At 68.4% G+C, this 20,272-nt stretch carries 20 protein-coding genes; 11 read left to right on the top strand and 9 right to left on the bottom strand.

Annotated elements, in window-relative coordinates:
* The first annotated feature begins 88 nt into the window (after positions 1 to 88).
* Entirely contained in the window at positions 89 to 1,294 is a 1,206-nt protein-coding gene (locus tag CKW34_RS21200; RefSeq protein ID WP_059384077.1) for a serine hydrolase domain-containing protein, read from the top strand.
* Between the two features lie 37 nt (positions 1,295 to 1,331).
* Here CKW34_RS21200 and CKW34_RS21195 read toward each other — a convergent pair whose 3' ends face one another.
* The 4 genes from CKW34_RS21195 to CKW34_RS21180 all read right to left on the bottom strand — a co-directional run bounded on the left by CKW34_RS21195 (position 1,332) and on the right by CKW34_RS21180 (position 4,952).
* The gene (locus tag CKW34_RS21195) at positions 1,332 to 2,255 is read right to left on the bottom strand and encodes a PaaI family thioesterase (RefSeq protein ID WP_059384078.1); all 924 of its coding nucleotides are present in this window, start codon (positions 2,253 to 2,255) and stop codon (positions 1,332 to 1,334) included.
* A gap of 173 nt (positions 2,256 to 2,428) precedes the next feature.
* Positions 2,429 to 3,040, bottom strand: coding sequence for a DUF1707 SHOCT-like domain-containing protein (locus tag CKW34_RS21190; RefSeq protein ID WP_059384079.1), 612 nt, complete (start codon positions 3,038 to 3,040; stop codon positions 2,429 to 2,431).
* A gap of 53 nt (positions 3,041 to 3,093) precedes the next feature.
* Positions 3,094 to 3,750, bottom strand: coding sequence for a response regulator (locus CKW34_RS21185; RefSeq protein WP_059384080.1), 657 nt, complete (start codon positions 3,748 to 3,750; stop codon positions 3,094 to 3,096).
* Entirely contained in the window at positions 3,747 to 4,952 is a 1,206-nt protein-coding gene (locus CKW34_RS21180) for a sensor histidine kinase (RefSeq protein ID WP_059384081.1), read from the bottom strand. Before CKW34_RS21180 ends, CKW34_RS21185 begins: the two co-directional genes overlap by 4 nt.
* A 116-nt stretch (positions 4,953 to 5,068) precedes the next feature.
* Here CKW34_RS21180 and CKW34_RS21175 point away from each other — a divergent pair, with 116 nt between their 5' ends.
* Positions 5,069 to 5,602: a hypothetical protein gene (locus CKW34_RS21175; protein ID WP_059384082.1), complete on the top strand. Its 534-nt coding sequence runs from the start codon at positions 5,069 to 5,071 to the stop codon at positions 5,600 to 5,602.
* Positions 5,603 to 5,720: 118 nt separating this feature from the next.
* Positions 5,721 to 6,185, top strand: a complete 465-nt coding sequence (locus CKW34_RS21170; RefSeq protein ID WP_059384083.1) for a VOC family protein — start codon at positions 5,721 to 5,723, stop codon at positions 6,183 to 6,185.
* Positions 6,186 to 6,200: 15 nt separating this feature from the next.
* Here the strand turns inward: CKW34_RS21170 and CKW34_RS21165 are convergent, their stop codons facing one another.
* On the bottom strand, positions 6,201 to 7,220 hold the full coding sequence (locus tag CKW34_RS21165) for a sigma-70 family RNA polymerase sigma factor (RefSeq protein WP_059384084.1): 1,020 nt from the start codon (positions 7,218 to 7,220) through the stop codon (positions 6,201 to 6,203).
* 186 nt (positions 7,221 to 7,406) lie between these two features.
* On the opposite strand from CKW34_RS21165, the gene CKW34_RS21160 reads away from it, so the two are divergent.
* The 7 genes from CKW34_RS21160 to CKW34_RS21130 all read left to right on the top strand — a co-directional run bounded on the left by CKW34_RS21160 (position 7,407) and on the right by CKW34_RS21130 (position 15,315).
* The gene (locus tag CKW34_RS21160) at positions 7,407 to 8,843 is read left to right on the top strand and encodes an ABC1 kinase family protein (RefSeq protein ID WP_059384114.1); all 1,437 of its coding nucleotides are present in this window, start codon (positions 7,407 to 7,409) and stop codon (positions 8,841 to 8,843) included.
* A 111-nt stretch (positions 8,844 to 8,954) separates the two neighbouring features.
* Positions 8,955 to 9,764 (top strand): crotonase/enoyl-CoA hydratase family protein, encoded by an 810-nt coding sequence (locus CKW34_RS21155; protein WP_059384085.1) that lies wholly within the window; start codon positions 8,955 to 8,957, stop codon positions 9,762 to 9,764.
* A gap of 38 nt (positions 9,765 to 9,802) precedes the next feature.
* A complete protein-coding gene (locus CKW34_RS21150) occupies positions 9,803 to 10,960 on the top strand; it encodes an acyl-CoA dehydrogenase family protein (protein WP_059384086.1) in 1,158 nt (385 codons plus the stop codon).
* Between the two features lie 2 nt (positions 10,961 to 10,962).
* Positions 10,963 to 12,531, top strand: a complete 1,569-nt coding sequence (locus CKW34_RS21145) for an acyl-CoA synthetase (protein WP_059384087.1) — start codon at positions 10,963 to 10,965, stop codon at positions 12,529 to 12,531.
* On the top strand, positions 12,528 to 13,136 hold the full coding sequence (locus CKW34_RS21140) for a TetR/AcrR family transcriptional regulator (protein ID WP_231921764.1): 609 nt from the start codon (positions 12,528 to 12,530) through the stop codon (positions 13,134 to 13,136). Before CKW34_RS21145 ends, CKW34_RS21140 begins: the two co-directional genes overlap by 4 nt.
* Positions 13,133 to 14,278: an acyl-CoA dehydrogenase family protein gene (locus CKW34_RS21135; RefSeq protein WP_059384089.1), complete on the top strand. Its 1,146-nt coding sequence runs from the start codon at positions 13,133 to 13,135 to the stop codon at positions 14,276 to 14,278. Before CKW34_RS21140 ends, CKW34_RS21135 begins: the two co-directional genes overlap by 4 nt.
* Complete coding sequence (locus CKW34_RS21130) at positions 14,275 to 15,315, top strand: acyl-CoA dehydrogenase family protein (RefSeq protein WP_059384090.1); 1,041 nt, start codon at positions 14,275 to 14,277, stop codon at positions 15,313 to 15,315. Before CKW34_RS21135 ends, CKW34_RS21130 begins: the two co-directional genes overlap by 4 nt.
* 19 nt (positions 15,316 to 15,334) lie before the next feature.
* Here the strand turns inward: CKW34_RS21130 and CKW34_RS21125 are convergent, their stop codons facing one another.
* Positions 15,335 to 15,757: an STAS domain-containing protein gene (locus CKW34_RS21125; protein WP_059384091.1), complete on the bottom strand. Its 423-nt coding sequence runs from the start codon at positions 15,755 to 15,757 to the stop codon at positions 15,335 to 15,337.
* A 293-nt stretch (positions 15,758 to 16,050) separates the two neighbouring features.
* On the opposite strand from CKW34_RS21125, the gene CKW34_RS21120 reads away from it, so the two are divergent.
* Positions 16,051 to 17,277, top strand: a complete 1,227-nt coding sequence (locus CKW34_RS21120) for an EAL domain-containing protein (RefSeq protein ID WP_059384092.1) — start codon at positions 16,051 to 16,053, stop codon at positions 17,275 to 17,277.
* Between the two features lie 16 nt (positions 17,278 to 17,293).
* On the opposite strand, the gene CKW34_RS21115 is transcribed toward CKW34_RS21120, so the two are convergent.
* The 3 genes from CKW34_RS21115 to CKW34_RS21105 form a co-directional block, all read right to left on the bottom strand.
* Positions 17,294 to 18,355 (bottom strand): DICT sensory domain-containing protein, encoded by a 1,062-nt coding sequence (locus tag CKW34_RS21115; protein WP_059384115.1) that lies wholly within the window; start codon positions 18,353 to 18,355, stop codon positions 17,294 to 17,296.
* A 162-nt stretch (positions 18,356 to 18,517) separates the two neighbouring features.
* The gene (locus CKW34_RS21110; RefSeq protein WP_059384093.1) at positions 18,518 to 19,294 is read right to left on the bottom strand and encodes a CoA-transferase subunit beta; all 777 of its coding nucleotides are present in this window, start codon (positions 19,292 to 19,294) and stop codon (positions 18,518 to 18,520) included.
* Positions 19,291 to 20,208, bottom strand: coding sequence for a CoA transferase subunit A (locus tag CKW34_RS21105; RefSeq protein WP_059384094.1), 918 nt, complete (start codon positions 20,206 to 20,208; stop codon positions 19,291 to 19,293). The genes CKW34_RS21110 and CKW34_RS21105 overlap by 4 nt, the downstream gene beginning before the upstream one ends.
* Positions 20,209 to 20,272: the final 64 nt, after the last annotated feature.

Below are 20,272 nucleotides of genomic sequence, written 5' to 3'. Positions count from 1 at the left end.
GCAGGTCGTGCAGTCACCCGCGGACCGGACCGCCGCGGAAGTGGGAGAACACCCTCGGGAGCGTTTACATACTCCTAACATCGCCCTCATGACCGAAGGTTCCACGACGGAGCCGCCCGCGGCGACCCCGTCCACACAGATGCTGGTCGATCCCCGCTTCATGCCTGTCGCGGATCTGTTCTTCCGGATGTTCTACAAGCCGAGCCAGGGCGGCGGCGCTCTCGCCTGCTACCTGCACGGCGAACCCGTCCTCGACATCTGGGCGGGTTGGGCCGCACGCGACAAGCGGTGGAGTCGCGACACCGTGGTGCTGTCGTTCTCCACCGGCAAGGGGGTGGCCAGCACGGTGGTGCACCGCCTCGCCGAGCGTGGCCTGCTCGACTACGACGCAGCCGTGGCCGAGTACTGGCCGGAATTCGCCGCGGCCGGCAAGGAGACGATCACCCTGCGACAGCTCATGTCGCATCGCGCCGGACTGCACAGGTCCCGCGGTCTCGTGCCTGGCAGGGAAGGACTGCTCGATTCCGAGGCGGTGGCCGCCGCGCTCGCTGCCTCCCCACCCGATCCACGACGTTTCCACGGGCCGGGTTATCACGCCGTCACCTACGGCAACCTCGTCGCCGAGGTCGCATCGCGCGTGACCGGGGTGCCCTTCCAGGAACTCGTGCGCACCGAGATCGCCGAGCCGCTCGGCACGGACGAGTTCTGGTACCACGTGCCCGAGGACCAACGGCACCGCATCGCCCGAGTGTTCCCCAAGGTCAACTTCCTGCCGGCGCCGTGGACGACGGCGTCGGCGGTGCTGTCGCGCGCGCCGGGGGTGCGGGGTCTCGCCGAGGCGGGCATGGCGGAGGGCTTCGACGAGCTGATGCGCAGTCCGTCCGCGCACGACGCCGTCATGCCGGGATGGAACGGTGTGTTCACCGCGCGGGCCCTGGCCCGCATGTATGCGGCGATCGCGAACGGCGGAGCGATCGACGGTGCCCGCCTGTTGAAGGAGGACACCGTCGACCAGTTGCTCGAAGTGCAGACCCGGCGACGCGACTACGTCCTCGGTATCCGGCCCAACTGGCGGCTGGGCTACCACCCGGGTTGGGTCGCCCTGCGGCAGCAACCGCTGCGGTCGGTCGGGCACTACGGGTTCGGCGGCTCGGGAGCGTTCGCCGACCCGGAGACCGGGCTGTCGGTCGCGTTCGTCACCAACCGCATGGGCAACACCTTCACCACGATCTCCGACGGCCGGTTCCCGAGACTCGGCGCGGCGGCGGTGACGGCCGCGCGCCGAGCGGGATGATCGGACGCTGCCTCCCCGGCCGACACGTCCGATTCCACTACGTGCGGGGGAGCAACCGGACGTTGGCGTGAGCGCGCACGTAGACGGTGCCGTCGGCGGCGCACAGCGTCGTCTCGAAGGACGCGAGTCGCCGTCCGGCCCGCACCGCTTCGGACCGCAGTTCGATGACCGGCCCGGGGACTGCCGGGGAGCGGAGGTAATCGAGACCGATCTCCAGCACGCGGTAGTCCTGATCGATGCCGGTCAGCGTCTGCGCGGCCAGGCCGGTGACGGCCTCCGCCATCGACACGAGCACACCGCCTTGCACCGAACCGATCACGTTGGCCATCCACTCGCGCGGCGACAGACGGGCCTGCACGACGCCGCGCTCGGCGGCCGTCACCTCGAGTCCGAGCAGACCGGCGAGCGGTCCCCGCGGAAGAGTTCCGGTGGAGATGCCCGTGACGATGTCGAGGCCGGGCAGTTCGGCCAGGATCGCCGCATCCGACCACGGTTCCGGATCGTCCCGCTCAGGTGCGGTCTCCGGTTCTTCCGTGCCGAGATCCATCGGCGTACGCCCGACGACGATGGATCGGCCGACCAGGTGCGCGACGAGAGCACCCTGCTCGTCGCGCACGTCGGTGCCCGACACGGCGGTGGACTCGTCGAAGAACAGGCTGCTGCCGTGACCGACGAGGGTCCCCGAGATGGGGAAGGGGTGGGCGAGCGTCGCCGTCACGTGCGACAACACGCTCTGCGGTCGCTCACCGGTCTCCGCGAACCGCGCGATGCCGGCGGGTGCGCCCGCGGCGACGTCGGTGAAGACGCCGATGGAGGCGAGCGTGGTCTGCCCGCGGTGGTCGAACAGGTGCGATCCGACGGACTGGGTGACCGAGACCGACGCGTCGTCGGCGACCTCGATGCCGACGCCCATGAAACGACCCGGACGGTCGACGGCGAACTGTGCGGTCTCGATTGCCATTCCTTGCTTCTACCAGGAACAGCGCAGCGAGGAGCAGTCGGGGAGCGGTTCGCCCCGATTCGCGGTCGCCCCTCGGCTCAGCTCCGTGACCGTCGGTCGCTTCGGCTCCGTGACCGTCGGTCGCTTCGGCTCCGTGACCGTCGGTCGCTTCGGCTCCGTGACCGTCGGTCGCTTCAGCTCCGTGGCGTCTCCGGACCGCGACGACCCTCGAGTTCCCGGATCCTCTTCGACGCCTCCTCGAGCCGCTTCTTCCGCTCGGCGGCCTCCGACTTCTTGAGCTCCTCGTAGACCTTCTCGTCGTCGTCGCTGTACTTCAGGATCAACCGCGGAACGCTGAGCGTGACGATCAGCGACGGCCACACGATCCACGCGTAGCTCCAGTCCAGAGCGATCTGCAGGACGAGGAAGGTCACGAGCGTGACGCCGATGATGATCCAGTCCAGCGTCTCCACCATGCTGCCGCGTTCGCGGAGCGAGGCCAGTTCGTCCTCCGGAGACTGGGACGCCGCCGCAGGGGAGCTGTCGTGTCGGACCGCCGGCGCGGAGGAGTCGTGAATCATCCGGATGTGACCGTCGACCTGTTCGAGGGGCACACCGCCGGGCAGCCCTCGGAACGACGGGAGCAACGCCGAAAACGTTCGCGCCGAGGATATCTCCCCGGATCGTTCGTAGAACTCGGCGCTGTCGAGCCGGCCCGCGGCGTAGTGTTCGCCGAGTGCGTTCAACGCGTGCATGCGTTCGGCGTCGCTGAGCAGCAGGTCGTCGTGATCGGAGTTGCCGGTCATTGCTTTTCCCGCGCTTTCGGAGTCGGTTGTCGAATCCTGGTGCATCCCTGATCCTAGAGCCGATGATCGGGCATGTCCCGGGCGAGGATGGCCGCCTGGATCCGCGATTGCAGTCCGAGTTTGTGGAGCACCCGGGCGACGTGCGTCTTCGCCGTGTTCTCACCGATGCCGAGACGGGTGGCGATCTGGCGGTTGGACAGTCCCTCGCCCAGACACGCGAAGACCTCCTGTTCGCGTGCGGTGAGGGCATCGTAATCCGGCCCGTCCGGAACACCTTCCCGCCGAGCGGGTTTCGAGACGAACGCGTCGATGACGGTTCGGGTGACCTGCGGTGAGAGCACGGACTCCCCGGAGTGCACCGCCCTGATCGCGTCGAGCATGGCATCCGCCGAGGCGGTCTTGAGGAGATATCCGGCCGCCCCGGCACGAAGACTTTCGAAGACGTACTCGTCGATCTCGAAACTCGTCAGCACCAGCACCCGAGCGCTCGTCTCCTCGGTGATGGTGCGGGTCGCGGCGATCCCGTCGACATGTGGCATGCGGATGTCCATGAGGACGACATCCGGGTCGAGCGCGCGCGCCTGCGACACCGCGACCGCGCCGTCGGCGGCTTCGCCCACCACCTCGATGTCCTCGCTCGTATCGAGCAGGAGCCGCAGGCCCGCGCGGATGGCGCTGTGATCGTCGGCGAGCAACACCCTGATCGTCACGTCGTGCTCCTCCTCGCGAGCGGCAGTTGCACGTATGTCCTCCATTCGTTCCCGTCGCGACCCGAGCGGGCGTGCCCACCCACCGCGGCGGCGCGTTCGGCGATGTTGCGCAGGCCGTTCCCGACGCCGCGGACCGGTGACGGGTCTGCGGGCTCCGAGTCGCCGATCGGGTTCACCACCTCGATCCCGAGGCGGCCGTCGGTGTCGTCGAAACGAAGGGTCACCGGCCGTCCGGGTGCATGCTTGACCGCGTTCGTCAGGGTCTCCTGGACGATGCGGTAGGCCGTGAGATCGACCTCCGCGTCGAGGTCTGCGGGTGGACGACCGTCGATCCGGACGGAGGTGCCGGCGGCACGTGCGGAGGCGGTGAGCGGTTCGAGGTCGGCGAGACGACCCGCCGTGGTGATCTCGTCGTCGGTGTCGTCGCTGCGCAACAGGCGCACCATCGACTGCATCTCCTGCAGGGCGGCCACGCTGCCGGAGCGCACGGACTCGAGCACGGTCAGCGCTCTGTCGGGATCGGAGTCGCGGAGGCGGAGCGCGGCCTCGCTCTGGATCGCGATCGACGACAGGTGCCCGGCCACCACGTCGTGCAGGTCGCGGGCCAGACGCTGCCGCTCGGTGGTGATGGCGGCGCGACGGTCCAGTTCCGCGACCCGCGAGAGGGCCTCGGCGCGTGCCCGTTCGATCTCGGCGGCGTCCCGATGTGTGCGGACGGATCGGGCCCACCAGATCGGGACGACGATCACGAGCGCGGCGATCGACACGGCCCATACGGCGATGCGCAGTTCTCCGAAGTACACACCGAGCGCGACGGCGCCGACGACGATCGGGACCACCGGGGCGCGTTCGAGGAAGCGGCTGGTGCGCGCCGAGCCGAAGAGCGCTGCGGCATACAGCAGGTCGCCGTATGCGATCCAGACCGGCAGCGAAGGACCGACGACGAGGTCGACCAGTACCGGAACCGTGCCCACCAGGAGTGCGAGAAGCGGTCGCGTGCGACGCATCGTCATCGGTGCACACACGCACGCGAGCAGAACCAGCCACACCCACAGCGGCTGCGGCGGCCGGTCCTCGACGAGCACACCGAGATCCAGGGCGTACAACAGTGCGCCACCCGCGAAGTACGCGAGGGCGACGAGCAGGGAGTTGTACCGCGGGTTCACGAATCCCACTCGAATCTCGGATTCACGGTTGTCCACAGCAACGATTCGACCACAACCGGGGGAGGATCAGGGTCGGGGTCACCCGAAGTGATGAGGCATCTGCCGCCCATCGGGCGACGCGCGCGTGGGGATGTGCGCGCGATTCTGAGGTCATGTTCAGCCACATCGCCGCTTTCATCGTCGGATGCGAGATCGCGTTCTGGGTCGTGCTCGCGGCCGGACTCGTGTTCCGGTATCTGCTCCGGCTCGGCAGGACGGGTGCGGTGCTGCTCGCCCTGATCCCGCTGATCGACGTCGTCCTGCTCGCGGCCGTCGCCGTGGATCTGCACAACGGCGCGGAGGTCGGCTGGGTCCACCGTGTGGCCGGCATCTATCTCGGTGTGAGTGTCGCCTTCGGCCCGAGCGTCGTCCGGTGGGCCGACCGGCGGTTCGCCTACCACTTCGCGGGTGGTGCGAAACCGGAACCCGCTCCGAATGAAGGTCCGGAGGCCTTCCGCAAGGAATGTGCGGACTTCGGGCGATGGCTGCTCGCGGCCGGGATCAGCGCGGCCGCCGTACTCGGACTCGGGTCGACCGTCGCGAACGGCGAACAGGCCTCGGCGCTGTACGGAATCTTCCCCACCCTCGCCACGATCACGGTGATCTGGCTGATCACGGGCCCGGTCTGGATGCTCGGCAAGCAGTGACGACCACATCGCTCCGAGAAATCTCCGGGTGCGCGATGAGTTCTCGCGGGGCGGCCGGTCTGTATCCGTGACATCCGGACCGCGTCCCGCACAGGACGAGCCGAACACAGGAGAAACCATGTCGCGCATGCTGTTCGTCAACCTCGCCGTCGAGAACGTCGCCGCCTCCCGTGCATTCTTCGACAAGCTCGGATTCACCTTCAACGAGATGTTCTGCGACGAGAACACCGCGTGCCTGGAGATCAACGAGCAGACCTACGTGATGTTGCTCGAGAAGCCGCGATTCCGCGACTTCATCAACGACGACATCTGCGACACCACGAAGGCCCGCGAGGCGCTGATGTGTGTGTCGGCCGACAGCCGGGAGGGTGTCGACGCGATCGTCGACGGCGCGCTCGCGGCCGGTGGCAGCGAGTGGGTGACGGCCGGCGCGCAGAAGGCGCAGGAGGAGATGGGGGACTTCGCCCATCAACGGGCCTTCCGCGACCTCGACGGCCACGTCTGGGAGGTCATGTGGATGGATATGGCTGCCGCGTCGCAGGCGTGGGCACCGGAGGACGCCGAGGAGAACACCACCGCGTAGGCCCTACCGTGTTGTTCAGCGGGCTGCCGGGTCCTCCGGCAGCCCGAACCGGGCGAACAAGGCCGTGGTGTCGTCGGAGAAGAAGACGGTGGCGTGCGTGACCCTACCGTCGACGATGTCGAGCACCTGCAGTTGGAAAGGGTGGTGGCGGCCGTCCTCCCCGCGCATGTACAGCCCGAATGCCGGCTGGCCGTTGGCCACGGTGGGAAGCAGTACCTGGTCGCCGGGGCCCTTCGCGGGGCACTTGTGCTTGATGAGGGAGACGATCGCGTCGGGGCCCTGGTACCAGCCCTCGAAGGGCGGCATCTCCCAGACGGCGTCCTGGGTGAGCATCTCGACGAGCGAATCGATGTCGTACTTCTCGAAGCCGTCGACCCAGCGCTGCAGCAACGCCTTGGTCTCGGCGCTGTCGGGTTCGGCGAGGTCGTCGTCGCGGACCTGGGCGTCCTTCAACTGCGCACGTGCCCGCTGCAGAAGACTGTTGACCGCCGCCGTCGACGTGTCGAGCGCGGCCGCGACCTCGGTGGCGCGCCACTGCAGGACCTCGCGGAGCAGCAGGACCGCGCGCTGGCGTGCGGACAGGTGTTGCAGAGCAGCGACGAACGCGAGGCGGACGGAATCGCGGGATGCCGCGATGGTGGCGGGATCCGACGGATCGTCGGTGGCATACCCCACGGGGAACGGCTCGAGCCACGGCACCTCAGGGCGGGTGACCAGATCGTCGGTGGGATCGGAACTGGGCGCGCCGAGCCCGGTGGGCAACGGCCGGCGGCTACGACCTTCGAGCGCCGTGAGGCACACGTTGGTGGCGATACGGTGCAGCCACGTGCGCAGTGAGGAGCGGCCCCCGAAGTTCTCGTAACCGCGCCAGGCGCGCAGATAGGTCTCCTGGACCAGGTCTTCCGCATCGTGCAGCGACCCGCTCATGCGGTAACAGTGTGCGAGCAGTTCGCGTCGGAACGGCTCGGCGAGTTCCATGAAATCGGTCGACGTCGATGTCGAACCGGCAGATTCTTCGAGCAGTTGTTCGGTCATGAGCGCGATACCCCCGGCTGGTCGGACCCGAATCCGCTACCCGTCAGAGAGTAGTCGGGGGCACCGACAGAAGACAGATGATCGCCGGGTCTCGATCGGGGCGCCGGTTGCAGGTACCGTGCACGAAGTCGCGCCGAGGTGAGCGCGTGGTGGACGGAGTGGGGACAGGTCGTGCACGAGTACACGCTGCGCGAAGGCGTATCCGGAGCGCAGGGCCACAGCAGGCCCGAGCGCAACGGGCCCGTCGGCCCCTTCGCCGAAGGTCTTCCACCCGGTGTCCTGGACGTCGAGCGGCCTCCGCTCGACCGGTTCGGCCCGGCCGAGCTCGGACGGGCCGTGGTCGTCGCCGCCGTCCTGATCGCCTTCGTGGTGTGGGCGGTGCTGCGGTGGACCGTCCGGCCCCGGCAGCACAGCGTCGTCGAAGCGGCCGCGCACGGCACCGTCGACGCCTTCGAACATCTCGGACCGACCTTCGTGAAGCTGGGCCAGCTCATCGCGTCGTCACCCGGACTGTTCCCCGCGGCCCTCGCCGACGCGTGCCTACGCATGCTCGACGACGTGCCGACCTTCCCCTCCGAGCAGGCCCGCGCGGTGATCGAGGAGGATCTCGGACACCGCATCGACGAGATGTTCGAGTCGTTCGACGACGTGCCGCTCGCCGCGGCGTCCGTCGCCCAGGTGCACGGGTGCGTGCTGCGCGACGGCCGCCGGGCCGTGGTGAAGGTACAGCGACCGGGGATCGCCCACCGCATGCTCGTGGATCTGCGCGCCGCCTACATGGGCGCGAAGCTGCTGCAGCTCTTCGAGTTCTTCCGCATCGCGAACACTCCGGGGATCATCCGCGATCTCTACAACGCGACGATGACCGAGCTCAACGCGGCGGTCGAAGCGGATCGTCAGGATCGCTTCCGCCGCAACATCTCCGCCTTCGGCGACAACACCTTCGTCACGGTGCCCGAGGTGTACTGGCAGTGGTGCGGTCCGCGGGTGATCTGCATGGAGCGCCTGCAGGGCAAGCCCGTCGACCGGGTGGTGCCGGGCCAGGACGATCTCGACACCTCCCTGCTCGTGCGCCGCGGTGTGAAGGTGTGGATGGAGGCGGTGCTCTGCCACGGTCCGTTCCACGGCGACGTGCACGCGGGCAATCTCTGGCTGCTCGACGACGGACGTGTCGCGCTGCTCGACTTCGGCATCGTCGGCGAACTGCCCGAGAAGTGGCGCGCGCTGCTGCGGGCACTGTTCCGCGCCGCCCTGCTCGACGGGGACTTCACGGCGGTCGCGCAGAGCGTGCGGGCACTCGGTGTCGCCGCCGACCTCGACCTCGACGACGCGGCGGTGGGCCGGCAGGTCGCCGAGATCTTCGGTCCGCTGCTCGGTCAGGACGTGGGGGAGTTGCGGCTCAGCGAGCTGATCGGCGCGCTCGTCTCGCTCGGACGCAAGTGGAACACGTCGACCCCCGAGGAGCTCGTGTTGTTCGGGAAGCAGCTCGGATATTTCGAGCGCTACGCGACCGCGCTGGCGCCGGGCTGGGTGCTCGGCCGCGATCCCTTCGTCTTCCGGAACATCTTCCCCGAGGAAGTAGCCATAAGAATCGCCGAATCGAACGTGAGCCTGCCCGACTGAGGCAGGAGGCCGTTCGGTCTTTACAGGATCCGACCCGCCCCGTAATTTGAACGATCGTTCGACCAAATTATGGTGCGAGCCACACTGGCTACCGGAAGGACCGCGACCTCAATGGCAACTTCGCAGGACGTCGTACTGAGCACGCGCGACGGAAACGTCGTGACCTGGACGATCAACCTTCCGGAGGCGCGCAACCCGATCTCGGGTGACGACGTCGTCGACCGCCTCGTCGAGCTCGTCGAGGAGGCCAACCGCGACATCGACACCCGCGTCGTCATCCTCACCGGCGCCGGATCCGCCTTCTCCGCCGGTGGCAACGTCAAGGACATGGACGAGCGCCGCGGCATGTTCGGCGGCGCACCCCACGCCCTGCGCGAGGGCTACCGCCGTGGCATCCAGCGCCTGCCCCGCGCCATCTACCACTGCGAGGTCCCGATCATCGCCGCCGTCAACGGCCCCGCAGTGGGCGCCGGCTGCGACCTCGCGATGATGTGCGACATGCGGATCGCCTCGACGAAGGCGTTCTTCGCGGAGAGCTTCGTCAAGCTCGGCATCATCCCCGGCGACGGCGGCGCCTGGCTGCTGCCCCGCGCGGTCGGTGCGGCGCGCGCCGCCGAGATGGCCTTCACCGGCGACCGCGTCGACGCCGCGACGGCCCTCGACTGGGGCATGGTCTCGCAGGTCGTCGAACCCGAGCAGCTCCTCGACGCCGCGAACGCGCTCGCCGCCCGCGTCGCCGTCAACCCCCCGAACGCACTGCGTATGACGAAGAAGCTGCTGCGCGAGGGCCAGCGCGTCGATCTCGACACGCTCCTCGAACTGTCGGCCTCCCTCCAGGCGCTCTCGCACCACAGCGAGGACCACCGCGAAGCCCTCTCGGCGTTCCTCGAACGACGCACCGGCAACTTCACCGGCAACTGACCTTCCCTCTCCTTCCCCCACACCCCAGAGGACAAGCCATGCAGCGGACGATCTTCACCGAAGAACACGAGCAGTTCCGGAAGATGGTGCGCGACTTCATCGAACGTGAGGTCGCGCCGCATCGCGAGGAATGGGACGAGATGGGCCGCCCGCCCCGTGAGTTCTTCCGTCGGCTGGGCGAACTCGGCATCCTGGGCATCCAGGTGCCCGAGGAGTTCGGCGGAGGCGGCGAGTCCAGCTTCAAGTTCAACACGATCGTCTTCGAAGAGGTTGCGCGCGCCGGAGTCTCGTTCGGCTCCTACACCGTGCACGCCTGCCTGATCCTGCCCTACCTGCTCGAATACGCGACCGAGGAGCAGAAGCAGCGCTGGCTGCCCGGCTTCGCCGACGGCTCGATCATGACCGCGATCGCGATGACCGAGCCCGGCACCGGCTCCGACCTCGCCAACATCGCGACCTCGGCGAAGCTGTCCGAGGACGGCAAGCACTACATCATCAACGGCGCGAAGACCTTCATCACCGGCGGCGTCACCGCCGACCTCATCCTGACGGTCTGCCGCACCAGCCCGTTCGATCCCGAGAACCGCCGCGGCGGACTGTCGATCATCGCGGTGCCCACCGACAGTGAGGGCTTCGCGGTGGGCCGTAAGCTCGACAAGATCGGTCTGCACCAGCAGGACACCGCCGAGCTGTCGTACACCGACGTCAAGGTGCCGGTCGAGAACCTCCTCGGCGAGGAGGGTGCGGGCTTCGGGTACCTCACCCACAACCTGCCGCAGGAGCGTCTGAGCATCGCTTTGAACCAGGTCGGCTTCGCCGAGGCCGCCATCGCGCACGCGATCGCATACACCAAGGAACGCAAGGTGTTCGGCAAGCCGGTCGCCTCGTTCCAGAACACCAAGTTCGTGCTCGCCGAGTGCTCGGCCGAGACCCAGGCCGCGCGTGTCTACGTCGACCACTGCCTCGAACTGCTCGATCGCAAGGAACTGACGGTCGCCGACGCGGCCCGCGCGAAGCTGTTCTGCACCGAGGTCTCCGGTCGTGTCATCGACAAGTGCCTGCAGTTGCACGGCGGATACGGTTACATCACCGAGTACCCGATCGCCCGGTTGTACGCCGACACCCGCGTGACCCGGATCTACGGCGGCACCAGCGAGGTCATGAAGACGATCATCTCCAAGGACCTGGGGCTGTAGGCATGTACCCGGGCCGTTACGCCGCGGTCGCCCCGGACCGGCCCGCCGTGCACGAGGCCGCGACCGGCCGGACGCTCACCTATCGGGAACTCGAGGACGCGTCCGTCCGGTTCGCGCACTGGCTGCGCGCACACGACGTCGGCAGGGGGGACCACATCGCGGTCGTCACCGTCAACGACGCCACGGCATTCGAACTGTACTGGGGTGCAGTGAGGTCGGGCGTGTACATCACCTTCGTCAACACGCACCTCGCTCCGGGCGAGGCCGCCTACATCGTCGACGACTGCGACGCGAAGGTGCTCGTCGTCTCGGCGCCTCTCGCCGAGCTCGCCGAGGCGATCGCGCCGCTCACCCCGAAGGTGACGCATCGTGTCGCCTTCGGCGGGCGGGTGCCCGGGCATCTCGTGTACGAGGAGGAGGTGGCCGGTCTTCCCGTCACTCACATGGCGGACCAGCCCCGTGGCAGCGACATGCTGTACTCCTCCGGCACCACCGGGCGCCCCAAAGGCATCAAGCCCGCGCTCACCGGTGCGCAGGTCGGTGACGAGCCCGGTCCTCCGCTGCTGAAGCAGGTGCGCCGCTTCGGTTTCGACGAGAACACCGTCTACCTGTCGCCGGCACCGATCTACCATGCCGCTCCCTTGCGGTACGGCGTGTCGACGCAGGCGCTCGGGGGCACCGTGGTGCTCATGGACCGGTTCGATCCCGAGCTCAGCCTCGCGTGCATCGAGAAGTACCGAGTGACCCACAGCCAGTGGGTGCCCACGCATTTCGTGCGCCTGTTGAAGCTGCCCCGCGAGGTCCGCGAGCGCTACGACCTGTCGTCGATGCGGTGCGCGTTGCACTCGGCGGCGCCGTGCCCGGTCGAGGTCAAGCAGGAACTCATGCGGTGGTGGGGCGAGATCGTCTACGAGTACTACTCCGCGACCGAAGCCATCGGCAACACCCTCGTCACCCCGCAGGAATGGCTGAGCAAGCCGGGCACGGTCGGGAAGACCGGTGGCCCGGGCACACTCGGTCTGGCGCGCATCTGCGACGAGAACGGCAACCGGCTGCCCACGGGAGAGATCGGCACCGTCTACTTCGAACGGGACGACTTCTCGTTCGAGTACCACAAGGACCCGGAGAAGACGGCGTCGACCAGGCACCCCTTCGAGGAGAACTGGTACACCACCGGCGACATCGGATATCTCGACGAGGACGACTACCTGTTCCTCACCGGGCGCGACAAGTTCACGATCATCTCGGGTGGGGTGAACATCTACCCGCAGGAGATCGAGAACGTCCTCGCGCTGCACCCGTCGATCGCGGACGTCGCGGTGGTCGGTGTGCCGGACGCGGACCGCGGTGAACGTGTCGAAGCGTTCGTGCAGCTCGTCCCCGACGCAGAGGGATCGGACGAGCTCGAGGACGAGATCATCGGGTTCTGCCGGGAACGCCTCTCGCGTTTCAAGTGCCCCCGACACGTGCGGTTCGTCGACGAACTGCCGCGCACGCCGACGGGCAAGATGGTCAAGGGCAGGCTCGGCGAGCTGATCGCGCAGTACGCCGACACGGGAGCGTTGTCGTGAGAGTGCTGTCGCCGAAACAGCGCGTCTTCATCGAGGCGGGCCGGAAGGAATTCGTGCGCAACGGATACGGCTCGTCGTCGATCCGGACGATCGCGCAGGAAGCCGGCGTGAGCCTGTCCGCGCTGTACTACCACTACAAGAACAAACAGGATCTGCTGCTGGCGATCCTGCTCGACGGTGTCGACACCTACGACGCGGTCTGCGACGCCGAACTCGCCCGCGCCGGCGACGATCCCGTCGAGCAGATCCGCGCGTTCGTCAGGGGGAACGTCATCTTCCGCACGCAGTTCCCCGAGCAGGGCCGCATGATCGCGACGGAAGTGCGCAACCTCGAACCCGAGGGTGCGCGACTGTACGAGGAACGCCGGCGCGCCGGTCGGAGACGGATCCGCGACATCATCGATCGCGGTGTCGCACAGGGTGTCTTCACCACGAGGTATCCCGACGACTGCCGCCGGTCGATCCTGGCGATGGTCTCGGCGATCGCCAACTGGTACGACCCCGCGGGCCCGGACGGCCCGGACGAGATCGCCGAACGCTACGCGGACCTGTCGCTGGCGCTGCTGTGTCCCACCATCACCGGTGGAGAAGGAGATTCACGATGAGTGCACGACTCGTGCCGAGGGCGGGCACCCCCGACCCGGCACTGACGGAACTCCGTGCCGAGGTACGGGCGTTCCTGAAGGAACAGATCGACGCGGGCGTGTTCACGCCGGGCATCGACACCTGGCTGACGCGATGGAACCCCGATTTCACGCGTGCGCTCGCCGCTCGCGGCTGGGTGGGTATGACGATCCCCGTCGAGTACGGCGGACACGGACGGACCTTCATGGAGCGCTTCGTCGTCACCGAGGAGTTGCTCGCGGTGGGCGCTCCGGTCGCCGCCCAGTGGGTCGCCGACCGTCAGGCCGCACCGTCGCTGCTGAAGTACGGCACCGAGGAGCAGAAGAAGCGGTTCCTGCCGGGCATCGCGGCCGGTGAGATCTGCTGGGCCATCGGCATGTCCGAGCCCGACTCCGGATCCGACCTCGCGAGCGTCAAGACGAAGGCCACGCAGGTGGACGGTGGGTGGCGGATCTCCGGCACCAAGTTGTGGACGTCCGGGGCGCACCACGCCGACGCCTTCTTCGGCCTCGCGCGCTCCGCACCGCTCGATCCGGCGCACCGTCACGACGGGCTGAGCCAGTTCATCGTGCTGCTCGACTCCCCGGGCGTGACCATCCGCCCGATCCTGTCGATGTCCGGCGACCACCACTTCAACGAGGTGCTGCTCGACGACGTCTTCGTCCCGGACGACCTGGTGCTCGGGCAGATCGGCGCCGGCTGGGAGCAGGTGACGAGCGAGCTCGGTTACGAGCGCAGCGGTCCCGAACGTTTCCTGTCGACCTTCGGGGTGCTCGAATCCCTCGTGCACGGTGTGGCCGACGGCAGCGTCGAAGCGGACACCCGCATCGGAGCGACCATCGGGCGCATGGCGGGCCTGCATCGCATGTCAACCGCGGTCTCCGAGTCCCTCGAACGTGGCGAGAACGCCGAACTCGCGGCGTCGGTCGTGAAGGTGCTCGGCACGAAGACCGAAGGTGACCTGGCGGATCTCGCCGACGAGATCGCGGGATACACCGCGGCCGACGCACATCTGGCCGAGCTCGTCCGGGCAGGCGTCATGCAACGACCGGGCTTCACACTGCGCGGCGGCACGAGCGAGATCCTCCGCGGGGTCATCGCACGAGGATTGGGGATGAGATGAGCGGGCAGGACGCACTGCAGTCGACGGAACTGCGCGATTTCGCACAGATGTTGTCCGAGGTGTTCACCTCGGGTGACGACCACCGCATCGGGGAGGTCGTCGAACTCGATCGTGCCCTGTGGAGCACCCTCACCGAGCTCGGCCTCGATCGGCTCACGGGTTCGGAGGAGAGCGGCGGAAGCGGCGCGGGATGGCTCGAGGCCGCCCTGCTGCTCGAGGCCGCCGGCAGCGCTGCTGCTGCCGTGCCGGTGGCCGAGAACGATCTGCTCGCGGGTTGGCTCCTCGAGCAGGCGGGCCTCGAGGCGGCGCCGGCGGTGCGTACCGCCGCGGTGCTCGACGCCGACGGCCGCGCACGCCACGTGCCGTGGGCCCGGTTCGCGGACTCGATCGTCGTGTTGTGGGAGTCACCGCAGGGATGGCAGGTCGCCGAGGTCGCTCGCGGCGATGTCGAGATCGTCGAGGCCGTCAACCTGGCGGCGGAGCCCCGCGACCACGTGTGCGTCGACCTGTCGACCCTGTCGGGACGTGACGTTCCGGCGGGCACCGTCGACGAGTTCCGCTACCGGGGCGCGCTCGTCCGTGCGCTGGCCACCGCGGGTGCGATGGATCGGATCCTCGAGCTCGTCGTCGACCACACCACCGCGCGCGTGCAGTTCGGTCGTCCGCTGGGCAAGTTCCAGGCGGTGCAGGCGCTCGTCGCCGACATTGCCACCGAGGCCTCGCTCGTGCACGCCGCCGCGGACGGTGCGGTCGATGCCGTTGTCGCGGGAGGTTTCGGTGACGCGTCGACCCGCTTCGCGATCGCAGCGGCCGCGTCGTGTGCCGGACATGCGGCCTCCGTCGTCGCCCGCAACGCCCATCAGGCGCTCGGCGCGATCGGCTTCACGATGGAACACGAGCTGCATCGGCACGCCAACCGGATCCTGTCGTGGCGCAGCGAATTCGGCACGGTCGCGTCGTGGGATTCCGAACTGCTCGCCGCGGCCGGTGAGGCCGAGGAGGTGTGGGCGTTGATCACGGGTGGCCCGGCGCGCTGACCGCCGCCGGTCGCCGTCGTCAGGCGGCGGACGTGCTCCCGGCCGTGTCGCACTCGGTGCGGTCGGTGACGTCGAGGTCGGGAGCGAGGATGTCGAGCAGCATGCGCACCTGGCGCGTGGGTGCGACGGCATGGAAACGGCCGGGCCGGATGTGAACGGCATCGGCAAGCATCGAGGCGACCTCGGAGTACATGAAGGTCACCTCGGACAGGTCGACGACGACGTGGTCGCCCGAGTGTGCGAGGTCGCCGAGAGTGGAGGCGAACTCCGCTCGGGCGGTCATGTCGAGATCGCCCTTCGCCCGCAGGACACTGCAGCGACGGGAGGGCGAGTGGACGTCGAGACGGTAGCGCGGTGCTCGGGCGATCGTCGCTGCACCGACTCGTGAGAGTGCGCCGGTGTGGGTGACGATCCTGCGGGTGGTGCTCGTACGTGTGCTCATTGCGGTCTCCTGTCGGCGTGGATTCGTGCCGTCCGGTGCGGGCTGGATCACGAACAGACGGTCGGCCTGCTGGGGTCGTGGTGAGAACGTCGGGGTCGCGGTGAGAACTCGCCTCGGGCTTGCACAGAGCCTGTCCGACGGAGGTCGCTTCCCGACGACCCGTTCCATAACGGAACGATAACGCAACATCACGGTTCTATAACGTAGGTGTTCTGAGCTGCGGAAATATCCTATGTTCCCGGCTCCGTCGGCCCGAGCGGACGATCGGTGGCCGGAGATGGGATGCTGGATCCATGAGCGCTGTTCCTGCCGACGCTGCCGCCGACGCGGAGGCCGCGTTCGGCGGCCTCACCGTGGAGACGGAGCTCGCCCCCATCCACCGGCTCGGCAGCGGTGCGCTGTCCGCCGTCGAACTGCAACTGCGTGGTCCGGGAGGATCATCGTTGCACGACGCCACCGCGCTGAGCGAGGCCGCCCGGGCCATGCACCAGAAGTCGCAGCTGGACCGCATCAAATGGCGCAGGGCCGGCCGGCACGTCGAGTCGGCCGTGCCGCATCTGGTCACCCTCGATCTCGATTCCCTCGACGAACTCGGCGCGCTCGATGACCGCCGGAGCCCGACGACGGTCGTGCTCATCACCGAACAGGCGCTGATCGCCGCCCCTGCCAGGACGCTGCGCACCATCGCGGCGGCGCGCACCGCCGGCATGCTCGTCGCGGTGGACGGTGTGGGAGCGCGTGTCCAGGCCCTCGCGCTGCTGCCGCTCGTCGAACCGGATGTGATCATCACGTCGCCGGCCCTGATCGCGCGTGCGGCCGACGCCTCGACGGCGAGGATCGCACACGCCGTCGCCGCGTACACCGAATCCAGCAGCGCGGTCGTCATCGCGCAGGGTGTCGATTCGGAACTGCATCGCCGCCGCGCTCTGGGATTGGCCGCCGAATACGGAATGGGCGCGCTGTATCCGACGGTGGCTGCGAGCGGAGATGCCTCGCAATCGGATTCGGACGTCGAGCCCATGTCGCTGCGTCCGCGACCTGCCGTTCCGGACGATCCCGAACTCACCCCCTTCGCCCTGGCGTCCGAAGGGCGCAGGCGCACGCGCAGTTTCAAGCGGCTTCTGGTGTCGATGAGCAAGCTGCTCGAGACCAACGCGGTGGGAGCCGGACCGGAGACGATCGTGCTCGGCACCTTCCAGCGCGCCGAGCACTTCACGCCGACTTCACGGGCACGATGGGCGCAGCTCGCCGAGCAGGTCGCGTACACCGGGGTCTACGGCGTCGGAATCGATCCCTACGTCGACTCCGCGGTGCACCACGCGCCGTTGGACCCGGACGATCCGATGGTCGACGAATGGAACGTCGTCGTCCTCGGCCCGCACTTCGCGTGCGTGCTCGCCGCGCTCGACATGCACACCGACGCAGCGGATCTCGACCGCGAGTTCCACTACGTGCTGTCCTACGACCGCGGCACCGTCATCCGGTGCGCCCACAGCATCCTGGCTCGTTTCGAGGGGTGACCCGCGGGGGAGCGGCTCAGGACGACGGCGGGATCTCCAGGGATACCGGTCGGGGACGGGACAGGGTCGCGCGCGCCGCACGGGCGACGGCCTCCCGGTCGTAGGAGACGACGTACTCGAACTCCCGCTCACCGCCGGCAGTTCGACGGTGCAGGTCGAGCGCCGAGAGTGCGCACGCGAACGACTCTCCCAGGAGGATGACGTTCCACTCCTCGACGAGTGGATCGTGCGGTTCGATCGGGACGAGGTCCGGGCCCGAGTCGCTCGTGCCGAAACCGACCGCGAAGACCGCCACGTGCGCGAGGGTGTCGGACATCGACATCCATCGCCTGCGCGCAGCTCCGGTGAAGTGGTCGTGGTGTTGGAAGGTGCCGAGGGCCACCGTGTCGGGTCCTGCCTCCCCGGCCCGCGCCTCGAGATCGGCGCTCATGGAGACCAGCAGCCCCTTGCCGCTCCGCACGCGTTCCCGCCCCGCCGACAGGATGCGGAAGGGCGTGGCGGTCGCGTCGTCGAGCGGTGCGCTCCAGGAGGGTTGCCGGAACAGCTCACCGCGCGGCGACGAAGGATCGGCCTCACCCTGTAGCGCTGCACCGCAACCGAAATCGATACCGTGGGCGAGGGCTGCCCGGCGATGCAGGTCGGAGTCGATACCCTCGGCGAGAACGACGGAGTTCGTGCGCTCGCAGTGGGCCCGCAACGACAGCAGGGTCGTGGCGGCCCGCAGGTCGGATGCGACGAGCGCCTCGGCCGGTACGACGACCACCTCGGGCTCCACCAGGGCAAGGACGACCGTGGCGCGGGACGTCGATTCCGCGATGCGGACCGCCACGGCGAATCCGCGCTCGCGCACAGCGGCGATCCCACGCAGGACCGTCGGAGGGTCGGCGAACACCTCGTGCTCGTCGACCAGCGCGACGGCAGCGCGACCGGCCGCACTCTCTGCGGTGCCGTGTGCGAGGCCGGACAACGGCATCAGGACGGGGACGTCCCGACCCCCGCCGGAATCAGCCGCGGTCAAGGGCATCACGGCTGCGACGACCGTGCCGTCCACGAGGTCGTGGATCGCGCTCGCGTGCATCACGTGCCGCCTTCCCGCATCACGGCGGTCCGTCCGCCGGGCATCACACCGGACGCGCACAGGGACCGCCGAGAGCAGGATCCGGTGCGTCGTCCGCTGCGGACATCCTGCCAGCCGCCGCGCCGGTGACATCGACAGCCTTCGGCGGACTCGGCCGGGCGATCACCGCAGATACAGGCGGACCTTGTCGATCTCGTTGCGCAGCAGGTCGATCTCCTCGGCGGTGGGATCCTCGGTCAGCGTCAGCTCGTCGGAGACCTTCAGATCCCAGCCGGTCGCGGTGCGGACCTGGTCGACGGTGACACCGCGGTGGATGCTGGTCAGTTCGAGTTCGTCGAAGGGATCCTGCCGAGACAGCACGCCGAGGCTGGTGAACACCTTCGTCACCCCGCGCCCGCGCGGCATGATGCCGACGCCCGCCTCACGGGCGCGCACCGGACTCGGGGTCGTGCAGAAGTCCAGTTCGGCGGGGAAGGCGCTCGGATCGTGGCGTCGCATGATCACGAACACCTCGCCGGCGTTGGGCATGATCTCGACGGCTCCGCCGCCACCCGGCAGGCGCACGGTGGGCTTGTCCCAATCACCGATGATGCTGGTGTTGAGACTGCCGTAGCGATCGATCTGCGCCGCACCGAGGAAGCCGACGTCGACGTTGCCGCCCTGCAGCACGTACCCGAACAGCGACGCCATGGACACGACCGATTCGGCGCCGGAGACCACGACGGAATCGGCGATGCCCTCGGCCATCGCCTCGGGATGCGCCCCGCAGACGCCGGATTCGTAGATCAGCTCGACGTCGGGGTTCGAGGTGCGGGCGGCGAGGTCGACGGCGAGGGTGGGCAGACCGACCCCGGCGAAGACCCGGGCCTTGCCGGCCAGCTCCCGCGCGGCGACGGAGACGATCAGTTCGGTGGTGGAGAAGGTTTCGGTGGTGGTCACTTTCGGCTCCCGTAGTCGACGGTCCCGGAGGGGCGCGGGGCGACCTCGAGGTCGGCCCAGTACTCCTCGCCCAGTTTCTCGAGGTATTCGGCATGGTCGCCGGTGGTGAGGACCCATTCCTTCAACCACGTGCGCAGCTGCTGGGGGTCCTTGCTGATCGCGGTCCAGCGGCGGTAGAACGCGCAGTCACGGTCGTAGTAGCCCTGCGCGTAGGAGGGGTGCGCTCCGCGCGGGCACAACACCACAGCGTCCACCGCGTGCGCGGGCACGAGGGTGCGGCTGGGGTCGGAGCGGATGACATCGTCGTCGACGATCTCCTCGACCACCACGATGGCCTTCCTCGCGGCGTAGACCGCTTCCTGCTGGACGCCGGCGATGCCCCAGATCTGGACGTTGCCGGAGCGGTCGGCGCGCTGGGCGTGGATGATCGTCACGTCGGGGTTCAGCGGAGGCACGACGTAGACGCTGCCGCCGCCGAAGGGGTCCTCGACGAGCCGGATGTTCGGGTTGATCTTCGGCAGATCGCTGCCGGCGTACGAGCGCAGCGGGAAGAACGGCAGCCCGGCCGCGCCGGCCTGGTAGCGGCAGACCATGCCGTAGTGGCTGTACTCCTCGACCTCGAGTGCGACGGGGTCGTGGTTCTCGATGCGCCGGCGGATCTCGTGGAGGGAACCGGCCGAGCCGCTGGCGAAGAACGACGCGACGAGCTTCGACACGCAGTCGGCGGCGATGAGCTGGTCGGAGATGATGTCGGGGGTCATGCGGCACAACGTCAGCTCGCGCCTGCCCTGCCGGATGATCTCGTGCGCCGCCGCGAACGGGATGAGGTGCGAGAAACCCTCGAGGGCAACGGTCATGCCGTCCTCGACATAGGTGGCTATCGCCTCGCGCATGGTCATGACTTTGTCCGGCATACCGGTCGTCCTCCGTGTGGTCGGTAATTCGGTGTCGGATATCAGGCGCCCGCAGGCGCAATAA

The organism is Rhodococcus rhodochrous (genome assembly GCF_900187265.1).
GTDB lineage: Bacteria > Actinomycetota > Actinomycetes > Mycobacteriales > Mycobacteriaceae > Rhodococcus > Rhodococcus rhodochrous.
The sequence above is the reverse complement of the archived record's forward strand: the minus strand, read 5'-3'. Positions and strand labels throughout refer to the sequence as shown.